Below are 19860 nucleotides of genomic sequence, written 5' to 3'. Positions count from 1 at the left end.
TCGCGGCGGCCAAGCCGTTGAGCGCGCCGACTTCGTTTCTCCGCACCGCCTCGCGCGGCGGTCCGACCTCCTGGAGGCAGGCATGAGCGACGTCCCGCAGACGCAACCCGCGCCCCAGCCCCCCCCGCCGCCACCACCACCGCCCGCACCGCCCCCGCAGGCGCCGAAGCGCCGCCGCCTCGGCCCGCTCATTCTCGCCATCGTCGTGATCGTGCTGATCGTGCTCGTAATCGTGCACATCATGCGCAACAAGAAGACGGAGCACGGCGCTACGCCCCAGGTCGTGACCGTGGCCGCCGCCACGCTCGGCCCCATGCCCGTGACGCTCAACGCGCTCGGCACCGTCACGCCTCTCGCGACTGTCACGGTTCTGCCGCAAATCAGCGGCTATCTCACCGAGGTGGGCTACAAGGAAGGCCAGGACGTCGTGAAGGGGCAGTTCCTCGCCCAGATCGACCCGCGCCAGTACGAGATCAGCAAGGAGCAGGCGCTCGCGCAACTCGCCAGGGACCAGGCCCTGCTGGCGCAGGCGCGCGCCGACCTCGCGCGGTATACGCAGTTGAACGCAAAGCAGTCGATCGCCGCGCAGACCTACAGCGACCAGCAGTTCCTCGTCAAGCAGTATGAAGCCGCGGTGCAGGCCGACAAGGCGAACGTCAGGCTGTTCGAGCTCGATCTGATCTATTGCCGCATCACGGCGCCGGTGTCGGGGCGCGTGGGCCTGCGGCTCGTCGACCCGGGCAACTACGTGACTTCGTCCAGCTCCACGGGCATTGCCGTCATCACGACGATCAAGCCCACCACCGTGCAGTTCGCCATCCCGCAGACCTCGCTCGGCAGCGTGCTCGAGCGCGTCAATGCCGGCGCGCAACTGCCGATCACCGTCTTCAGCAGCGACAACACCCGCCAGATCGCCACCGGCACGCTGTTCGCGCTCAGCAACCAGATGGCCACGGCCACCGGTACGGTCACGCTGCGCGCGAGCGTGCCCAACGACAACGAGGCGCTCTTTCCCAACGAGTTCGTCAACGTGAGGCTGCTCGTCGACACGCTGCAAAACGCCGTGCTCGTGCCGACGCCCGCCGTGCAGACCGGCGCGCCCGGCGACTACGTGTACCTCGTGAACGCCGACAACACGGTGTCGGTCCACAAGGTCACGCTCGGCCCGAGCGATGGCCGCTACACGGTGATCTCGGCGGGCCTGCAGCAGGGTCAGCATGTCGTGACCGACGGCCTCGACCGCCTCAACGACGGCGCGAAGATCCAGCCCGCGGGGCCGAGGCCCGCCACGCACGCAGGCGCGGCGAGTGCCCCGCACCATGGCAGCGCCCCGGGCGCGGCCAGCGAACCGGGCGCCACGGCGCCGAACGCCTCCGACGCGAGCGCCGCGGCCTCGCAAGCGGGTTGAGCCCCGGATCCAGCGCCGATGAATATTTCGCGTCTCTTCATCCTGCGGCCGGTCGCGACTTCGCTCCTGATGATCGCGATGGTGCTGATCGGCCTCGTCGCGATGAAGTTCCTGCCGGTTTCCTCGCTGCCCGCGGTGGACTATCCCACTATCCAGGTGCAGACCTTCTATCCGGGCGCGAGCCCGAACGTGATGGCGACCACGGTCACGGCGCCGCTCGAGGTGCAGCTCGGCGAAATCCCGGGCCTGCAGCAGATGATCTCGTACAGCTCCGAGGGCGCCTCGGTCATCACGCTGCAGTTCGACCTCTCGCTGAGCCTCGACGTGGCCGAGCAGAACGTGCAGCAGGCCATCAACGCGGCGAACAGCTTCCTGCCGAGCGGCCTGCCCGCGCCGCCGACCTACGCCAAGGTGAACCCGGCCGACCAGCCCATCCTCACGCTCGCGGTCACGTCGAAGTCGATGTCGCTCACGCAGTTGCAGGACGCGGCCAACAACCGTCTCGCCACCAAGATTTCCGAAGTGCCGGGCGTGGGCCTCGTCACCACGGCGGGCGGCAACGTGCCCGCCGTGCGCGTCGAAGCCGACCCGCAGAAGCTCGCGGCCTACGGCCTGAATCTCGACGACCTGCGCACGCTGCTCGCCAACGTCAACGTGAGCAACCCGAAGGGCAATTTCGACGGCCCCGAACTGAACTACACGATCAATTCGAACGACCAGATCTCGGACCCGAAGGACTACGAAGACACCGTCATCGCCTATGAGAACGGCTCGCCCGTGTTCATGCGCGACGTGGCGCGCGTGTCCACGGCCGCGCAGGACGTGGAGCGCGGCGCCTGGTACAACAAGACGCCCGCCATCGTGCTGAACGTGCAGCGACAGCCGGGCGCGAACGTGATCGCCACCGTCAACCAGATCATGCAGCAGTTGCCGCAGCTCGAAGCGGCGCTGCCCGCGGGGATGCAGGTCACGGTGGTATCGAACAGCGTGGGCGTGATCCGCGCTTCGGTGAGCGACGCGGCCTTCGAACTCGTGCTCGCCGTGGCGCTCGTGGTCGCCGTGATCTTCGTGTTCCTGCGCAATCTGCCCGCCACCATCATTCCGAGCATCTCGGTGCCGGTCTCGCTGATCGGCACGCTCGCGATCATGTACGAACTGGGCTATTCGATCGACAACCTCTCGCTCATGGCGCTCATCATCGCCACGGGCTTCGTGGTGGACGACTCGATCGTGATGATCGAAAACATCGTGCGCTACCTCGAGGAAGGCGACAAACCCTTGCAGGCGGCGTTAAAAGGCGCAGGCCAGATCGGGTTCACGATTCTTTCGCTGACGATCTCGCTCATCGCCGTGCTGATTCCGCTGCTCTTCATGGGCGGCGTGATCGGACGCCTCTTCAGCGAATTCGCCGTCACGCTCGCGGTGACCATCGTGCTGTCGGCCGTGGTCTCGCTCACCGTCGTGCCGATGATGTGCGCGCGCATCCTGCGCGCCCAGGCCGAGCGCCACCCTAGCCGCTTCGAGCGCATCAGCGAAGGGCTGTTCAACAAGACGCTCAACGCCTACGAGCGCGGCCTGCGCTGGGTGCTCGACCACCAGACGCTCACGCTCGTCGTGTTCGTGGTGACGGTGGTGCTCACCGGGCTGCTGTACGTCGTGATTCCGAAGGGCCTGTTCCCGGTGCAGGACGTGGGCGTGCTGCAAGGCATCAGCGTGGCCGACAATTCCATCTCCTACCAGGCGATGGTGCGGCGCCAGTCCGCCCTGGCCGAGGAAATCCTCAAGGACCCCGATGTCGTTTCGCTCACCTCGTACGTGGGCATCGACGGCATCAACAACACGCTCAACAACGGGCGCTTCCTCATCAACCTGAAACCGCACGACGACCGCTCCGAGACCGCCGACGAAATCGGGCGGCGCATTCAGCAGTCGGTCGCGAAGGTGGCGGGCGTGCGCCTCTACATTCAACCCGAGCAGGACCTCACGCTCGACACCACGGTCTCGCGCAACCAGTACAACTTCGTGCTGCGCGGGCCGAGCCAGGACGCGTTCGACCAGTACGTGCCCGCGCTCATCGCGCGCATGAAGCAGATCCCGTCGATCCGCGACGTCACGAGCGACCTCAACACAGATGGCCTTTCCGTGAACGTCGAAGTGAACCGCCAGCTCGCGGCGCGCTACGGCATCACGGCGGCGACCATCGACAACGCGCTCTACGACGCGCTGGGCCAGCGGATCGTTTCGACCATCTTCCAGCAGTCGGACCAGTACCGCGTGATTCTGGTGGCGAAGCCCGAGGCGCTGCCCACGGTCGAATCGCTCGGCGACCTGTATCTGCCTAGCCAGACGAGCAGTGAAGGCCAGGTGCCGCTCAAGGGCATCGCGAAGATCAGCATCACGCGCTCGCCGCTCATGATCAGCCACCTTGCGCAGTTCCCTTCGGTCACGATCTCGTTCAATCTCGCCGATGGCGCGTCGCTCTCCGCCGCCGTGCGCGACGTGCGCAAAGCGGAGGCCGCGGTGAACCTGCCGCCCTCGATCACCTCGTCGTTCCAGGGCGCGGCGCAGGCGTTCGAGGATTCGCTTGCCAGCGAGGTGTATCTGCTGATCGCCGCGCTCGTGGCCGTGTATATCGTGCTGGGCGTGCTGTACGAGAGCTATGTGCACCCGGTCACGATTCTTTCGACGCTGCCTTCGGCCGGCATTGGCGCGCTGCTCGCGCTGATGATCGCGGGCAAGGACCTGGACGTGATCGGCATCATCGGCATCGTGCTGCTGATCGGCATCGTCAAGAAGAACGCCATCATGATGGTGGACTTCGCGCTCGAAGCCGAGCGCGTGCACGGCAAGCCGCCGCGCGAGGCGATTTTCGAGGCGTCGCTGCTGCGTTTCCGGCCGATTCTCATGACCACGCTCGCGGCCATGCTCGGCGCGCTGCCCATGCTGCTCGGCAGCGGCACGGGCTCGGAGCTGCGCCGCCCGCTGGGTCTTGCGATCATCGGCGGCCTCACGCTTTCGCAGATGCTCACGCTCTTCACGACGCCCGTGATCTATCTGCTCTTCGACCGGCTGGCCGAACGCTTCGGCCGCAAGCGCAAGCCTGAAAGCCACGCGGACGGCGACGCGGACGGCGGCTCCGGCACCGGCGCGCCACCCGCTCCCGAGGGCACGCCGTGAACCTCTCGGCGCTCTTCATCCGGCGGCCGGTCGCGACCTCACTCCTGGCGATCGCGATCCTCATTTCAGGGACGCTCGCCTTCTTCCGGCTGCCGGTCGCGCCGCTGCCCAACATCGCCTACCCGGTGATCGTGGTGCAGGCCAACATGGCGGGCGCGAGCCCGGACATCATGGCGTCCACCGTGGCCGAGCCGCTGGAGCGCCGGCTCGGCACCATCGCCGATGTCAGCCAGCTCACGTCGATCAGCAACACGGGCTCGTCGCTCATCGTGGTGGTGTTCGGCCTGAACCGCGACATCAACGGCGCCGCGCGCGACGTCGAAGCGGCCATCCAGGCCGCGCGCGCCGACTTGCCCACCACCCTGCGCAGCAACCCAACGTATCGCCAGTACAACCCCGCGAGCGCGCCGATCATGGTGCTCGCGCTCACCTCGGACACGCTCACCAAGGCTCAGCTGTACGACTCCGCCGATTCGGTCATCCAGCAGCAGCTCTCGCAGGTGGACGGCGTGGGCCAGATCACACTGGGCGGCGGCGCGCTGCCCTCGGTGCGCGTGGAGCTGGAGCCGGGCAAGCTCAACAGCTACGGCATCGGCCTCGAAGACGTGCGCGCCTCCATTGGCGCGGCCAACGCGAACAGCGCGAAAGGCCATATCGACCAGGGCAACCAGCGCTACACGGTGACTTCGAACGACCAGATCAGCAAGGCCGCGCCGTTTCGCGACGTGGTGATCGCCTATCGCAACGGCTCGCCCGTGTTCCTGCGCGACGTGGCTTCCGTCGTCGACTCCAACGAAAACATCCGCAACGCGGGCCTCTACAACGGCAAGTCGGCCGTGCTCGTGATCGTCTACCCGATGCCGGGCAGCAACGTCGTGAAGACCGTGCAGCAGATCCGCGATCGCCTGCCCTCCATCGAGGCCGCGCTGCCCGCCACGATCAAGGTGGATGTGGCGATCGACCGCTCCGAGTCCGTGCGCGCCTCCGTGGCCGACACCGAACGCACGCTCTTCATCGCCGTGCTGCTCGTAATCGGCGTGGTGTTCGTGTTCCTGCTCTCGCCGCGAGCCACGCTCATCCCCGCCGTGGCGCTGCCGCTTTCCATCGTGGGCACGTTCGGGCCCATGTACCTGCTCGGCTACAGCATCGACAATCTCTCGCTCATGGCGCTCACCATCGGCACGGGCTTCGTGGTGGACGACGCCGTGGTGGTGCTGGAGAACATCGTGCGCCATGTCGAGGCCGGTATGGACCCGAAGGAAGCGGCGCTCAAAGGCGCGGGCGAAGTGGGCTTCACGGTGCTTTCCATGAGCCTTTCGCTCATCGCCGTGTTCCTGCCGATTCTGCTCATGCCGGGCATCGTGGGCCTGCTCTTTCACGAGTTCGCGATGACGCTCTCGATCGCGATCCTGATCTCGCTCGTGATCTCGCTCACCGTCACGCCCACCATGTGCGCCTACGTGCTCAAGCGCGAGGCGCTGCACAAGAAGCCCTCGCGCGCGGCCGTGTGGATCGACGCGCAGTTCGAGCGCTTCAAGCAGTTCTACTCGCGCACGCTCGACGTCGCGCTCAATCACGCGCGGCTCACGATCTTCATCCTGTTCGCGCTGCTGGTCGGCAATGTGTTTCTCGCGCGGCTGCTTTCCGGCACGTTCTTCCCCGAGCAGGACACCGGCATTCTGATCGGGCAGATCATCGCGGACCAGAGCATTTCGTTTACGGCGATGGAAAAAAAGCTCGCGCAGCTGCAGGCCATCGTGAAGGCCGATCCGGCGGTGCAATCGGTGGCGGGCTTCACGGGCGGCCGCGCGCTCAATTCGGCCACCGTGTTCGTCGAACTGAAACCGCTCAACGAACGTCGCCTGACGGCCACCGAGGTCGTGAACCGCCTGCGTCCCAAGCTCAATGGCGTTTCGGGCGCACGGCTTTTCATGCAGGCCCAGCAGGACCTGCAGATTGGCGGGCGGCAGTCGGCGGCCGAGTATCAGTACACGCTCACGAGCGACGACGCCGACGCCCTCTTTACCTGGGTGCCGCGTCTAGTGGACGAGCTGAACAAGCACCGCAGCCAGATGTCGGATGTGAACTCGGACCTGCAGCAAAATGGTCTGGAGGCCTACATGACGGTGCAGCGCACGACCGCCAAGCGCTACGGGTTCGACCCGAACCAGGTGGACAACGTGCTCTACGACGCCTTCGGCCAGCGCACCGTGTCGACCATCTATAACGCGATCAACCAGTACTTCGTCGTGATGGAAGTAGCGCCGCAGTACTGGCAGTTTCCGCAGTCGTTCCAGGATATCTGGCTGAGCGCTGCGGCGGGCAACGCGAGCGGCGCCGCGCAAACGCAGATGCCGTCGAGCGTCATCTCGGGCGTCACGCCGTTCACGGCCGTGAACACGGCCACCACGGCGAACGGCAACACCAACGAGCGCAACGCCAACGCGGTGGCCAACCAGCAGAACAACGCGATCGCCAACAGCAAGGGCGGCAGTTCCAGCGGCAGCGCGGACAGCACGGCCGCCGAAACCATGGTGCCGCTCATGGCACTGATGGACTGGAAAACGCGCCATACGGCCACCCAGGTCAATCACCAGGGCACCGAAGTGGCGGGGACGATTTCGTTCAATCTGCCCAAGGGCGGCTCGCTTTCGGAGGCCGGCACGATCATCGAGCAGGCCGAGCGCAACATCGGCATGCCGGCCTCCATCCACGGCGCGTTCGCGGGCGCGGCACAAGCCTACGCGCAATCGATGAGCGTCGTGCCGCTGCTGATTCTCGCCGCGCTCGCCGTCGTCTATATCGTGCTGGGCGTGCTGTACGAAAACACCATCCACCCGCTCACGATCCTCTCGACGCTGCCTTCGGCCGGCATTGGCGCGATTCTCGCCATGCTGATCTTCGGCACGCCGTTCTCGGTGATCGCGATGATCGGCATCATTCTGCTTATCGGCATCGTGAAGAAGAACGGCATCATGATGGTCGACGTCGCCATCCAGTTGCAGCGCCACGAGGGCATGGAGGCGCGCCGCGCGATTCACGAAGCCGCCGTGGTGCGCCTGCGCCCGATCATGATGACGACCTTCGCGGCCGTGCTCGGCGCGCTGCCGCTCGCCATCGGCATCGGCCAGGGCGCTTCGCTGCGCCAGCCGCTCGGCGTGACGGTGATGGGCGGCCTGCTCCTGAGCCAGGTCTTTACCCTGTACACCACGCCGGTGATTTACCTGTTCCTCGACCGCCTGCGCGCACGCCTCGCGCGCTGGGCCGCGCGCCTGCCGTGGAATCGCCAGGCCGATGAGAGCGCATCATGATGAAGACTCGCCTTAATCCATCGCTCACGCGAATGCTGATCGCCGCCGCCGCAAACGCCGCCACGCGCACGCTGCCGCTCGCGCCCCTCACCGCCGCGCTGCTGCTCACGGGCTGCATGGTCGGGCCGGACTACCACCGCCCGCAGGTCACCGTGCCCGCCACGTGGAAGGAACTGCCCGGCTGGACCCAGGCCGAGCCCGAAGCCGCCCAGGGCCCCAAGGGCGACTGGTGGACCGCCTTTCAGGACCCGCTGCTCGACGAACTGGAACCGCTCGTCCAGGTGTCGAACCAGACCGTGCGGCAGAGCTACGCGAACTACCAGCAAGCGCTCGCCGAAGTGCGCGTCGCGCGTGCGAGCCTGTTCCCGACCATTGGCATCACCGGCTCGCTCGCGCGCGAGCGCTCCTCCACCGGCACGCTCAGCAGCGTGAGCAGCATCACGTCCACGCCGAGCGGCGCGCGCATCGTCAACGGCGGCACGCTCGAAGCGAACGCGAGCTGGGACATCGACCTCTGGGGCCAGGTGCGGCGCCAGATCGAGGAACAGTCGGCCACGGCCCAGGCGAGCGAGGCGACGCTGGCGAACGCTACGTTATCCGAACAAATTGCCCTGGCGAACGCCGTGATCGATCTGCGCATCACCGATGCCGATATCGACCTGCTCACGCATACCGTGCAGGCGTACTCGGACTTCCTGCGCGTGGTGGCCAACCAGGACCAGGCGGGCACCGTGCCGCCGTCCGACCTGATCTCCGCGCGCACGCAGCTCGAATCGGCGCGCGCGAGCCTGATCGCCCTGGGCGTGGCGCGCGCGCAAAACGAGCACGCCATCGCGGTGCTCGTGGGCCGCAACCCCGAAGAAGTCGATATCCCGCACAGCACGCAGCTTCCCGCGCTGCCCGCCATTCCCGCCGGCGTGCCCTCCACGCTGCTGCAGCGGCGGCCCGACATTGCGACCGCCGAACGCCAGATGGCGTCGGCCAATGCGGCGATCGGCGTGGCGGTGGCTGCGTACTATCCGACGATCTCGCTCACTGCGCTCGACGGCTTCACGCAGTCGCCGCTTTCGGGCCTGCTGCACATGAGCAACTATGTGTGGTCGCTCGGCGCGAGCGCGACCCAGACGATCTTCGACGGCGGCCAGCGCAGCGGCCAGGTCGCGGCCGCGCGCGCGAGCTACGACGCGGCGGTGGCGAACTATCGCGGCACGGTGCTGACGGCGTTCCAGGGGGTGGAGAACGATCTCTCGGGGCTGCGCATCCTCGCGCAGCAGGCAGATGTGCTCGACGGCGCCGTGCGCGACGCCATCCGCGGCGCGCAGATCGCGCAAAACGAATACGAGGCGGGCACCGTCGACTACACGACGGTCGCCACGGCGCTGGCCACGCAGGTGACCAATCAGCAGAGCGCGCTCAACGTGCATCAGCAGCGGCTGCTCGATACGGCTTCGCTGATCGGCGACCTGGGCGGGGGCTGGTCCGGGCAGCTGCACGATGCGCAGCATCCGGCGCGCGCGGTGACGCCGGCTTCCGACGCCGCAGCGGCGGGCGCGAGCGCGAGCGTTCCGGCAAACGTGGAAGCGAGCAGGACGCAGGGCGCCGCTGCGAGCCCCTGACCGGGAGAACCTGCGCTACGCGCGCGGCTCCCGTTCCGAAGCCGTCGCCACCGGCATGGCGGAGGCTGGCAGGCCGAACACGGCGTCGAAGATCAGGTTATAGACGTAGTTGTAGACGAGAAAGAACACCGAGAGACCGATATCCATCGCGAACGCCTCAAACAACGTCACTTGCAGCGTGAGCGCGATCATCGGCACGAGCAACACCAAGAGGCCGCCCTCGAAGCCGACCGCATGCGCAATACGGCGCGCAAAGCTGCGGCCGCGTTTCGTCTGGCGCGCTTCCCAGCGCTCGAACAGCAGGTTGTAGACGAAGTTCCAGCCCACCGCGATCAGCGATGAAAGCACCGCCGCCGCGCCCGCGCGGTCCATGCCGCTGCCCGAGAGCGAGGCGAAGCTCGTGCTGGTAATCAGGATCGCGATGCCTTCGAACAGCGTGACGTACACGATCCGGCGTTTGATACCCTGCATGAACGAATGCTCCTGATGCGCTTACCGCGTGGCTTCGGGCCGTGTCGATCGCCGCGTTTGCCGCGAGCGCGGCGAAACCCTGCGCGAATCAACCGAGATCTGTGAATACCGAAGCTGCGGGCAGACGCGACTTCGGCAGCTTCGCGTTGAAGTCGTCGGCGCTGCGGTAGCCGAGACCGACCACCACGAGCGCGGTGAGGCCCTGCTCGCGCAGGCCCAGTTCATCGTCGAGCGCCTTTGCGTCGAAGCCTTCCATCGGGCAGGCGTCGATTTCGAGCGTCGACGCGCCGATCAGCAGCGTGCCGAGCGCGAGATACGCCTGCTTCTCCAGCCACGCCGGCAGGTCGTTGCGCTCGCGATGCAGGTTCACATAGAACGCGCGGGTCTTTTCCTGACCCGCCTTGGCCTCGGCATTGGCGAAGCGGCCGTCGGCCTCTTCCTGCGCGAGCACGCCGGCGAGGTGCGCTTCGTCCATGTCGGTGCGCACGCACAGCACCACCACGTGCGAGGCGCGCGTGACCTTCGGTTCGTTGTACGCGAAACCTTCCATGCCACGGGCGATACGCGCGCGTGCCGCGTCGCTTTCGGCCACCACGAAATGCCACGGCTGCGAGTTCACCGAGGACGGGCTGAAGCGGATCAGCTCCTTGAGTTCGTCGATGACGGCGGCGGGAATCTTGCGGGCGGGGTCGAACGCCTTGGTGGCGTGGCGGGTTTTCGCGAAGCGGGTGAGGTTCAAGCGGTTTTCTCCTTCGTATGCGGTCGGCCGGGGCGAAACCCGGCAAGGCCGACATCGTACCAGCATCGTGCGCCGGCCGAGGGGGGCGGTCTGCGCGGCTGGCGTGCCTGCGCTATGCTGCAAGGGTGGAATCGCCGCGACGGCGCACCCGCCACGCGCCGCCAGCAAGGAGAATACCGAACATGCGCCAGGCCATCCATCATCTGCCGGTGAGCACGCGCACGCGCGGGCTCGTCGAAATCAGCCATGAGGTGCGCGCCTTCGTGCGCGAACAGCGCATCGCGACCGGCTTGCTCACCCTCTTTTGCCGCCACACGTCGGCGTCGCTCGTCATCCAGGAAAACGCCGATCCATCGGTGCGCCGCGATCTCGAACGCTACTTCGAGCAGCTCGCGCCCGAGGATCCCCAGCGCTACGAGCACGACACCGAAGGCCCCGACGACATGCCCGCGCATTTGCGCACGGCGCTCACGCACACGCAGCTCTGCATCCCGGTCGAGCACGGCAATCCCGTGCTGGGCACATGGCAGGGCATCTATGTGTTCGAACATCGGCGCGCGGCGCACACGCGCGACATCGTCCTGCATCTGATCGGCGAATGAGCCGATCAGGCGCGCGCACGCAAATCCCGTAGGCAAGCGCTATGCTACGGCTTTCGTTCAACCGACTCACCGAGGGTTGCCCCAAATGAAACAGTCCGCCGGATCCATGATTTCCTTCACCCGCCCTGACGGCCAGTCGCTCCAGGGTTATCTCGCCAAACCGGAAAAGACCGAAGGCGCGCCCGCCATCGTCGTGATCCAGGAATGGTGGGGCTTGAACGACCAGATCCGCGCCGTGGCCGACCGGCTCGCACAGGCTGGCTACTTCGCGCTCGTGCCCGACCTCTATCGCGGCAAGAGCACGGTCGAACAGGAAGAGGCCCACCATCTGATGACGGGCCTCGACTTCGCGGACGCGGCCTCGCAGGACGTGTACGGCGCGGTCAATTACCTCAAGACGCTCACGGACCGCGTGGGTGTGACGGGCTACTGCATGGGCGGCGCGCTCACGCTGCTCGCGGCCACCATGGTGCCGGGCCTGACGAGCGCCGTGGTGTGGTACGGCTTCCCGCCGCTCGAATACATCGACGCGAGCAAGATCACGGCGCCCATCCTCGGCCACTTCGCGACCCAGGACCAGGCGTTCAGCATCGAAACGGTGGCGGAACTCGAAACCAGGCTCAAGGGCGCCAACGTCGACGTCGAATTCCATCGCTATCTCGCCCACCACGCGTTTGCGAACGAGACAGCCGTGGGCCCGAACCGCATTCCCATCACGCAGTACGACCCGGTCTGGGCGCAGCTCGCGTGGGACCGCTCGCTGACGTTCTGGGGCCGCACGATGTGGCCGCAGCGCGCGGCGCGCTGAAGCGCTCACAGCGGCCCGCGCGCACGCGCGGATCTGACGTAGAATCGGCGTCGCACCGCCTCACGCGGGCGACGCCGATTTGCATTGCAGCGCCTTCGTCCCTCTCACGCAATTCGCGGAGACTCCATGACGCCGCTCATCCTCCAGCGCCCCGCGCTGCTGTTCATCGTGCTGATCCTCGTGCTGCCGCTTGCCGCCGGGCTCGGTGCGAGCGTGCTGCACCGCTGCTTCCCGCTCGCCGAAGAGGCGCGCGAGAACTACAAGATCGTGCAGGGCGCGACGCTCACGCTGCTCGCGCTCCTGATCGGCTTCACGCTCTCGATGGCCGTGAGCCGCTACGACCAGCGCAAGAACCTGGAGGAAGAGGAAGCCAACGCGATCGGCACGCAGTATCTGCGCGCCGACCTGCTTGGCGGCGAGGCGGCGGCCCGGACCAAGGCGCTGCTCGCGCGCTACCTTCAGGCGCGCATCCAGTTCTACGTCGTGCGCGACGTCGGCGCGCTCGACCAGATCAACCGGGACACCGGCGAGCTTCAGACGCAACTCTGGGCAAGCGTGCGCGATCCCGCGAAGGCGCAGCCGAATCCGGTGATGGCGCTCGTGGTCGCCGGCATGAACGACGTCATCAACGCCCAGGGCTACACGCAGGCCGCGTGGATCAACCGCATTCCCGTCGCCGCGTGGGCGCTGATGATCATCATCGCCATCTTCAGCAACCTGATGCAGGGCTACGGTGCGCACGGCCAGGTCGGCCGGCGCGTGCTGCTGCTCATCCTGCCTATCACCGTGACGCTGTCGCTCACGCTCATCGCCGATATCGACAGCCCGCGCGGCGGCCTGATTCGCGTCGCACCGCTCAATCTGATGAGCCTTGCGCAATCCATGCCCGCCAATCCCTGAACCCCGTCGCGCGGCGCCGCACGATCACATCCAAGGCCGTACCACCATGAAAGTCATCCGCTCGAAAACCTTCACCGCCACCCGCCCCTGGGGGGCGCTCGATATCGCCAACATGAACGGCACCACCGTGCGCCTGCACTGGACCGACCAGCCATACAAATGGCACGTCAACGACGGCGAGGAAGTGTTCGCCGTGCTCGACGGCGTGGTCGACATGCATTACCGCGAAGACGGCGCGGAACAGGTCGCGGTGCTCGAAGCCGGCGACGTGTTCTTCGCGGGCGTGGGCTGCGAGCATGTCGCGCATCCGCGCGGCCAGGCGCGCATTCTCGTGGTCGAGCGCGAAGGGAGCGTGTAGCAGCGTGCAAGTCGCGCCTTGCGGCGAAAAGACGGCGCGCGCCGTTTCCACTAAACTTGGCGGCCTGACTCCACTCCCGCCTCTCGATCAGGCCGCGGCGCGCCTTGCACGGCGAGCGCCGCGCCGTTGAAGGACTTCAAGGACCCCGCATGAGCGACCTTTCCGCCTTTCCCATCACCGGCAAGTGGCCGGCGCTTCACCCCGATCGCATCCAGCTCTATTCGCTGCCCACGCCCAATGGCGTCAAGGTCTCGATCATGCTGGAGGAAAGCGGCCTGCCTTACGAACCGCATCTGGTGCGCTTCGACGCGAACGACCAGATGTCGCCGGAATTCCTTTCGCTGAACCCCAACAACAAGATTCCCGCGATCCTCGATCCGAACGGCCCGGGCGGCGAGCCGCTCGCCCTCTTCGAATCGGGCGCGATCCTCATCTACCTCGCCGACAAGAGCGGCCGCTTCCTCGCCCGTGAAGGCGCGGCGCGCTACGAGACGATCCAGTGGGTCATGTTCCAGATGGGCGGCATCGGCCCGATGTTCGGTCAGGTGGGCTTCTTCCACAAGTTCGCGGGCAAGGAGTACGAGGACAAGCGTCCGCGCGACCGCTACGTCGCCGAGTCGCGTCGCCTGCTCGCCGTGCTCGACCAGCGCCTCGAGGGGCGCAAGTGGATCATGGGCGACGAGTACACCATCGCCGACATCGCCACGTTTGGTTGGGTGCGCAACCTTGTTGGCTTCTACGAGGCCGGCGACCTCGTGGGTTACGCCGATTTCAGGAACGTCGCGCGCGTGCTCGAAGCATTCGTCGCGCGGCCGGCGGTCGCGCGCGGGCTCAACATCCCGCCGCGCGGCTAACGCGTCCGGGCGTCATTGCGGCGCCGCTTTCACGCGCGCCGCGACCGAGTCGGCCACTTCGGCCGCCGCGCGGTCCACGTTCTTGCGGTCGTCGGCGCGCGCCAGCACGAATTTGGCCGCCGCCACATAGGGATTGAGCTTGATAGCCGCACCGGCGCCGGGCTTCGCATGGCTCGACTGGCTGTCGATCACCTGATACAGCGGCTGCGGCGCCTGGGTGGCCAGGTTGTCCACGGCCACCGCCAGCTCGATCTGGCTCGCGCCCGAGCCGAAGCCCACCACCGCGCGCCGCATGCTGTTGCCTTCGTCCACGCTCAGGAAGACGCCGCGCACCAGCCAGCCCTGCGCGGGTAGCGGCGCGCCGCTGGGCAGGCGACGTGCGTCGAGGCCCTTCTCGCGCAGGTCGTTCACCAGCGCGTCGGCCATTTTCGTGACGACCTGATCGGCCTGCTGCTGCGGGTCGCGGTGGCGCAGTCGTGGCAGCAAGCCGCCCATGCGCTCGCGCGCATTCTCCACAGGATTCGAATCCTGCTTGACGTTGGCCGCGTCGAGTTCGAAGTCCGTCACGTAGACGAGCGGCGCGCCCGGTTGTTGAGCCGCGGCGAGCGGCGCGAACGCGCACAGGCAGAGTGTCGCGACCAGCTTCCAGTTCCATTGCATTTTCATCGCAAGCCCCCGTACGTTCGCCAGCCATCCATCTATTCATGCATGCCGTCGCCGCCCGTGCGGCACGGCCATCAAGCGTCGATCAGCCCGAGCCGCGCCAGGTCGCTCGCGAGCGCATCGGCTTCGACAAAGTGGCACGCCTGCAACCCCGCGTCGAGCGCGCCCGTGACGTTCGCTTCGCTGTCGTCGATGAAGAGCGTTTCCTCGGGTTGCGCGCCGAGCTGGGCAACGCAGCCAAGGTAGGTCTGCGCGGCCGGCTTGACCGCGCCGAACGTCGCCGACGAATAGATCTGCGAACCGAACAGCCGCGCAACGGGCGGATTCAGATAGTCGAGGTGATGCGTGACGAGCGAGCAGTTGTTGGTCAGCACGGCGATGCGGCAGCGCGCGGCCACACGCTGCGCCAGCGCGAGCGCCGCCTCGTTCGGCGTGATCGACGCGCGCCGCGCAGCGAGCCACACATCGCGGCCAACCTCGCATCCGAGCATCGCACCGAGCGCGCGCAAATACGCGTCGGGGTCGATCTCGCCCGCGTCGGCGCGCGCTTCGAGACCCGAGCCCCAGATCGCGTGACGCACCGTCGCGGGCGGCGCGCCGGTGGCGGCCGCGAGGCTCGCCACGCGCGCGTCGCGATCGTAGTGGGACAGCACGCCCTCCATGTCGAACAGGACTACGCCGATCGCCGCCATCTGCCGCTCCCGCCACGCTAATTCGAACCGCGGTCCCGCCACATCCGCAGCCGATCATACCGCCGGGCCGCGCCAGGCGGCGCACGAGTGGCACGCGCGCCGCGCGACGCTGATCGCGCCCCTAAACCCTCAATCGATTTTGGGTAAACTGGGATGCATGGACACCTGCCGTTACTGCGGAAAACTGCGCGACGAATGGGATTGCCACGGGCCAGCGTGCCGCCAGGCGATCGCGCAGGCGCTGCACCGCCAGCGCAAGGGGCTGCCGATGGTCGCGAACGTGATCCGCAACGAAATCCCCGCCGACGCCACCACCGGCCAGATCATCACCGTGCTTTCGCGCCAGCGCCAGCGCGCGCGGCGCGGCAACGAGGAACGTCGCGAGCGCAAGGCGCTCGGTCTCCCCGAAAGCGAGTAAGGGACCCGCCGAACCCGCTCAGCGCCCGCTCTCGTCCTCGTTTGCGGGCACGGCAATGCCGATGCGCGCGAAGGTTTCCTCCAGATGATTCACGCACACGCGCACCTTCGCGGACTGCGCGAGGCGCGCCGGGTACACGGCCCAGACATTGGCCGGCTGCGTCACGCCGGGCAGCACGCGCTGCAGGCGCCCGCTCTCCAGCAATGGCGCGACGTCCCACATCGAGCGCAGCACGATGCCGCGGCCCGCCAGCGCCCACTGCACGGCGACCTCGCCGTGATTGGTCGAGAGCGGCCCGGCCACCTTCACCGAGACCGTTTCGCCATGCGTGTTCAGGCGCCATACGCCGAACGGATGATCGCGCTCCTTGATCGCCAGACACGCGTGTTCGGCAAGATCGGCGACCTCCTGTGGCGCGCCGCGCCGCGCGAGATACGCGGGCGCGGCGCAGAGCACGCGATAGTTCGTGGCGAGACGCCGCGCGATCAGATGGCCGGCGATCTCGTCGCCGATACGCACGTCGAGATCGAAGCCCTCGCCCGCCACATCGACGAGCCGGTCGAACAGTTCGAGGCGCACGCTCAGTTGCGGATAACGCTCGGAAAGCCCCGCGAGCGCGGGCGCGAGGAAGTTGCGGCCAAAGCCGAAGCTGCTCGACACGCGCAGCGTGCCGCGCGGAATGCGCCGCGTGGTGGAGACGTCGTCCACGAGGCGCTCGACGTCGTCGAGGATCTTGCCCGCCGACGCATAGACGCGCTCGCCCGCCTCGGTCATCGCGACGCGCCGCGTCGAGCGGTGCAACAGGCGCGTGCCGAGGCGCGCCTCGAGCACGCCCACGCGCTTGCTGACATAGGCCGGCGACGCCGCCAGCGCCTCGGCCGCCGCGGTGAAGCTCGCCTTGCGCGCGACCATGCAGAACACGCGCAAGTCGTCGAGCTCCGGCGACGCGACGGATTTCGGCGCTTTCGGTACGTCCGGCATCGGCGTCACCGCGGCGTCACAGCGCGGCGGCTACCGCTTCGCCGAGCGCAGTCGTGTTCGCCGTGCCGCCCATGTCGGGCGTACGGGGGCCTTCCACCAGCACCTTCTCGATGGCCTGCATGATCGCGTCGTGCGCGGCCTTGTATTGCGCGTCGCCGTTGCCGAGGAACTCGAGCATCATCGCGCCCGACCAGATCATCGCGATGGGGTTGGCGATCTGCTTGCCGAAGATGTCGGGCGCGGAGCCGTGCACGGGTTCGAACAGCGACGGAAACTTGCGCTCGGGATTCAGGTTCGCCGAGGCCGCCAGACCGATCGTACCTGTGCAGGCGGGGCCGAGGTCCGAAAGAATGTCGCCGAAGAGGTTCGAGGCGACGACCACGTCGAAGCGGTCCGGCTGCAGCACGAAACGCGCGCACAGAATGTCGATGTGCTGCTTGTCCCACTTCACGTCGGGATACGCCTCGCCCATCGCCGCCACGCGCTCGTCCCAGTACGGCATGCTGATCGAGATGCCGTTGGACTTCGTGGCCGCCGTGAGCTTCTTGCGGCCGCGCTGGTTCGCGAGTTCGAACGCGTACCTGAGAATGCGGTCGACGCCGTGGCGCGTGAACACCGACTCCTGCAGCACGAACTCGCGCTCGGTGCCTTCGAACATCTTGCCGCCCACCGAGCTGTACTCGCCCTCGGTGTTCTCGCGCACGACGAGAAAGTCGATGTCGCCGGGCTTGCGGTTGGCGAGCGGGCACGGCACGCCGGGCAGCAGACGCACCGGACGCAGGTTCACGTACTGGTCGAACTCGCGGCGGAACTTCAGCAGCGAGCCCCACAGCGAAATGTGATCGGGCACCTTGTCGGGCCAGCCGACCGCGCCGAAATAGATCGCGTCGAAGCCCTTGAGTGTGGCGAACCAGTCGTCGGGCATCATCTTGCCGTGCTGCAGGTAGTAGTCGCAGCTTGCCCAGTCGAAATGGGTGATGTCGAGCTTCAGGCCGAACTTCGCGGCCGCCGCCTCGACCACGCGCACGCCCTCGGGCATCACTTCCTGGCCGATACCGTCGCCGGCGATGGCGGCGATTTTGAATGTCTTGCTCATGTCGCGTTCTCCGTTTCTGTGTTGATTCTGTGCTGATGCGCCAGCATGCCCGAAAAACCGTCGGCAACCAGCCCCGCAGGCGTGGATAGATTCAACACGAAACGTGAATAATCGCACGAGGGCGCGCTACGGTCCATGGATGCGCCATATTCAGCGCCCGGCGAATTCCTGCCGATAGCCGATCTCGCCTAAAATCTCGTTTGGCCCCACCGCGCCTTTCGCTGCAACGGCGCATATCCAGATCGACCGACTTATGTTCTCGCTTTCCGACACGCTTCCCTCCGACAAACCCGCCCTCTACGAATCGCTGGCCGCGCAGGCGCGCTCGCTGATCGAAGGCGAAACCGACGTCATCGCGAACGCCGCGAACTTCGCTTCGCTCGTGTTTCATTCGCTCGAAGGCCTGAACTGGGCGGGCTTTTATTCGTTCGACGGCAAAGAGCTCGTGGTCGGCCCGTTCCAGGGCAAACCGGCGTGCGTGCGCATTCCCCTGGGCAAGGGCGTATGCGGCACGGCCGCGGCCACGCGGCAAACGCAGGTCGTGCCCGACGTGCACGCGTTCGCGGGCCACATTGCGTGCGATTCGGCTTCGCAGTCGGAAATCGTCGTGCCCCTCGTCACGCCGGACGGCGAGCTGATCGGCGTATGGGACGTGGACAGCCCGCATCTCGCGCGCTTCGACGAAGAGGACGCAAAGGGCATGGAATTGCTGTGCCGCACGTTCATCGAGTACGGCATGAAGCGCCGCTAGGCGTCGTTACGCGTGGTTACGCGTGGTTAGGCGCACGACGCCGCGTCTTCCCGAGTGGGCGTCCTGAATCGCTCGACGCGTACTCAGGACGCCGAATCGTCTGGTGCATTCGCCTTGACGAAGTCGACGAACGCGCGCAGCGGCGCCGGCAGGTGCCGCCGCCCAGGGTAGTAGAGAAACGGCCCCGGAAACGACACGGCCCAGTCGTCGAGCAGGCGCACGAGCGCGCCGCTGCGGATCTGCGGCAGCAACATCTCTTCAAACAGATACGCGATGCCGACGCCGTCGAGCGCCATGTTGATCAGCAAGTCGAGCGCCGCGCCGGGGCGCACGACGAGCGGCGTGGGCGGGTCGAGGCGCAGCACTTCGCCGTCGCGCTCGAAATGCCAGAGCGGCATCGCGCCGCCCGCGAACTGCACGCGCAGGCACGCGTGGTCGAGCAGCTCGCGCGGATGTTCAGGCCGCCCGCGCGCCGCGAGATACGCGGGCGACGCGACTGTCGCGAAACGCTCCACGCGCGGACCGATCGGAATCGCGATCATGTCCTGCTCCAGCCGCTCGTCGTAGCGGATCCCGGCGTCGCAGCCGATCTGCAGCACGTCGACGAAGCCGTCCTCCACCACCACCTCGACGCGGATCTCGGGATACGCGCGATGAAACGGCGCGAGCACGCCCGGCAGGATGGTGCGCGCCGCGCTCGCGGGCACGTTGAGCTTGAGCGTGCCCGCCGGCTTTTCGCGGTAGCCGTTGAGCACATCGAGCGCCGCTTCCATCTCGCTGAAAAGCGGCGTGATCGATTCGAGCAGACGCTGCCCCGCCTCGGTCGGCGCGACGCTGCGCGTGGTGCGGTTCAACAGCCGCAGCCCGAGCTTCGCCTCCAGCCGGCGCACCGCGGCACTCAGGCTCGACGCCGAAACGCCGCCCACGCGCGCCGCATCGCGAAAGCCGCCCGCGCGCGCCACCGAAACGAAAGCGGCCAGATCGTTCATTTCCATCGGCATGGTTCATCCTGCAC

18 protein-coding genes are annotated in these 19860 nt (G+C 67.0%); 11 read left to right on the top strand and 7 right to left on the bottom strand.

Annotated elements, in window-relative coordinates; genetic code table 11:
* Positions 1 to 82 precede the first annotated feature (82 nt).
* From AB4Y42_RS13445 to AB4Y42_RS13430, 4 genes are read left to right on the top strand one after another with little or no spacing between them, the layout of a single operon-like run.
* On the top strand, positions 83 to 1408 hold the full coding sequence (locus AB4Y42_RS13445; RefSeq protein WP_368694457.1) for an efflux RND transporter periplasmic adaptor subunit: 1326 nt from the start codon (positions 83 to 85) through the stop codon (positions 1406 to 1408).
* An 18-nt stretch (positions 1409 to 1426) separates the two neighbouring features.
* On the top strand, positions 1427 to 4585 hold the full coding sequence (locus AB4Y42_RS13440; protein ID WP_368694456.1) for an efflux RND transporter permease subunit: 3159 nt from the start codon (positions 1427 to 1429) through the stop codon (positions 4583 to 4585).
* Positions 4582 to 7896, top strand: a complete 3315-nt coding sequence (locus AB4Y42_RS13435) for an efflux RND transporter permease subunit (RefSeq protein WP_368694455.1) — start codon at positions 4582 to 4584, stop codon at positions 7894 to 7896. Before AB4Y42_RS13440 ends, AB4Y42_RS13435 begins: the two co-directional genes overlap by 4 nt.
* Positions 7893 to 9512 carry an efflux transporter outer membrane subunit gene (locus tag AB4Y42_RS13430; protein ID WP_368694454.1) on the top strand — a complete coding sequence of 540 codons (1620 nt, stop codon included), beginning with the start codon at positions 7893 to 7895 and terminating at the stop codon, positions 9510 to 9512. Before AB4Y42_RS13435 ends, AB4Y42_RS13430 begins: the two co-directional genes overlap by 4 nt.
* Before the next feature lie 15 nt (positions 9513 to 9527).
* Here AB4Y42_RS13430 and AB4Y42_RS13425 read toward each other — a convergent pair whose 3' ends face one another.
* Positions 9528 to 9983, bottom strand: coding sequence for a PACE efflux transporter (locus AB4Y42_RS13425; RefSeq protein ID WP_368690562.1), 456 nt, complete (start codon positions 9981 to 9983; stop codon positions 9528 to 9530).
* An 88-nt stretch (positions 9984 to 10071) separates the two neighbouring features.
* A complete protein-coding gene (gene nfsB / locus AB4Y42_RS13420; protein ID WP_368694453.1) occupies positions 10072 to 10722 on the bottom strand; it encodes an oxygen-insensitive NAD(P)H nitroreductase in 651 nt (216 codons plus the stop codon).
* A 182-nt stretch (positions 10723 to 10904) separates the two neighbouring features.
* On the opposite strand from nfsB, the gene AB4Y42_RS13415 reads away from it, so the two are divergent.
* From AB4Y42_RS13415 to AB4Y42_RS13395, 5 genes are all read left to right on the top strand, one after another.
* The gene (locus tag AB4Y42_RS13415; RefSeq protein WP_110855664.1) at positions 10905 to 11324 is read left to right on the top strand and encodes a secondary thiamine-phosphate synthase enzyme YjbQ; all 420 of its coding nucleotides are present in this window, start codon (positions 10905 to 10907) and stop codon (positions 11322 to 11324) included.
* An 85-nt stretch (positions 11325 to 11409) separates the two neighbouring features.
* On the top strand, positions 11410 to 12132 hold the full coding sequence (locus AB4Y42_RS13410) for a dienelactone hydrolase family protein (protein WP_368694452.1): 723 nt from the start codon (positions 11410 to 11412) through the stop codon (positions 12130 to 12132).
* A 126-nt stretch (positions 12133 to 12258) separates the two neighbouring features.
* Entirely contained in the window at positions 12259 to 13032 is a 774-nt protein-coding gene (locus tag AB4Y42_RS13405) for a hypothetical protein (RefSeq protein ID WP_368694451.1), read from the top strand.
* A 46-nt stretch (positions 13033 to 13078) separates the two neighbouring features.
* Positions 13079 to 13390 carry a cupin gene (locus AB4Y42_RS13400; RefSeq protein WP_368694450.1) on the top strand — a complete coding sequence of 104 codons (312 nt, stop codon included), beginning with the start codon at positions 13079 to 13081 and terminating at the stop codon, positions 13388 to 13390.
* 149 nt (positions 13391 to 13539) lie between these two features.
* Positions 13540 to 14244, top strand: coding sequence for a glutathione S-transferase N-terminal domain-containing protein (locus AB4Y42_RS13395; protein WP_368690568.1), 705 nt, complete (start codon positions 13540 to 13542; stop codon positions 14242 to 14244).
* Positions 14245 to 14256: 12 nt separating this feature from the next.
* On the opposite strand, the gene AB4Y42_RS13390 is transcribed toward AB4Y42_RS13395, so the two are convergent.
* Together AB4Y42_RS13390 and AB4Y42_RS13385 are read right to left on the bottom strand one after the other, a co-directional pair.
* Positions 14257 to 14910, bottom strand: a complete 654-nt coding sequence (locus AB4Y42_RS13390) for a DUF4410 domain-containing protein (protein ID WP_368694449.1) — start codon at positions 14908 to 14910, stop codon at positions 14257 to 14259.
* A gap of 71 nt (positions 14911 to 14981) precedes the next feature.
* Complete coding sequence (locus AB4Y42_RS13385) at positions 14982 to 15599, bottom strand: HAD family hydrolase (protein ID WP_368694448.1); 618 nt, start codon at positions 15597 to 15599, stop codon at positions 14982 to 14984.
* Between the two features lie 157 nt (positions 15600 to 15756).
* Between AB4Y42_RS13385 and AB4Y42_RS13380 the strand changes: the two genes are divergently transcribed.
* A complete protein-coding gene (locus AB4Y42_RS13380; RefSeq protein WP_368690571.1) occupies positions 15757 to 16017 on the top strand; it encodes a hypothetical protein in 261 nt (86 codons plus the stop codon).
* A gap of 18 nt (positions 16018 to 16035) precedes the next feature.
* Here AB4Y42_RS13380 and AB4Y42_RS13375 read toward each other — a convergent pair whose 3' ends face one another.
* Both AB4Y42_RS13375 and AB4Y42_RS13370 read right to left on the bottom strand, forming a co-directional pair.
* On the bottom strand, positions 16036 to 16998 hold the full coding sequence (locus tag AB4Y42_RS13375) for a LysR substrate-binding domain-containing protein (protein WP_368694447.1): 963 nt from the start codon (positions 16996 to 16998) through the stop codon (positions 16036 to 16038).
* A gap of 16 nt (positions 16999 to 17014) precedes the next feature.
* A complete protein-coding gene (locus AB4Y42_RS13370) occupies positions 17015 to 18094 on the bottom strand; it encodes a tartrate dehydrogenase (protein ID WP_368694446.1) in 1080 nt (359 codons plus the stop codon).
* 253 nt (positions 18095 to 18347) lie between these two features.
* Here AB4Y42_RS13370 and AB4Y42_RS13365 point away from each other — a divergent pair, with 253 nt between their 5' ends.
* On the top strand, positions 18348 to 18845 hold the full coding sequence (locus tag AB4Y42_RS13365; RefSeq protein ID WP_368690574.1) for a GAF domain-containing protein: 498 nt from the start codon (positions 18348 to 18350) through the stop codon (positions 18843 to 18845).
* Between the two features lie 83 nt (positions 18846 to 18928).
* Here AB4Y42_RS13365 and AB4Y42_RS13360 read toward each other — a convergent pair whose 3' ends face one another.
* Positions 18929 to 19840, bottom strand: a complete 912-nt coding sequence (locus tag AB4Y42_RS13360) for a LysR substrate-binding domain-containing protein (RefSeq protein ID WP_368694539.1) — start codon at positions 19838 to 19840, stop codon at positions 18929 to 18931.
* Between the last annotated feature and the right edge of the window lie 20 nt (positions 19841 to 19860).

Source organism: Paraburkholderia sp. EG286B (assembly GCF_040965655.1).
Taxonomy (GTDB): Bacteria; Pseudomonadota; Gammaproteobacteria; order Burkholderiales; family Burkholderiaceae; genus Paraburkholderia.
This window is presented reverse-complemented; position numbering and strand designations above follow the sequence as displayed.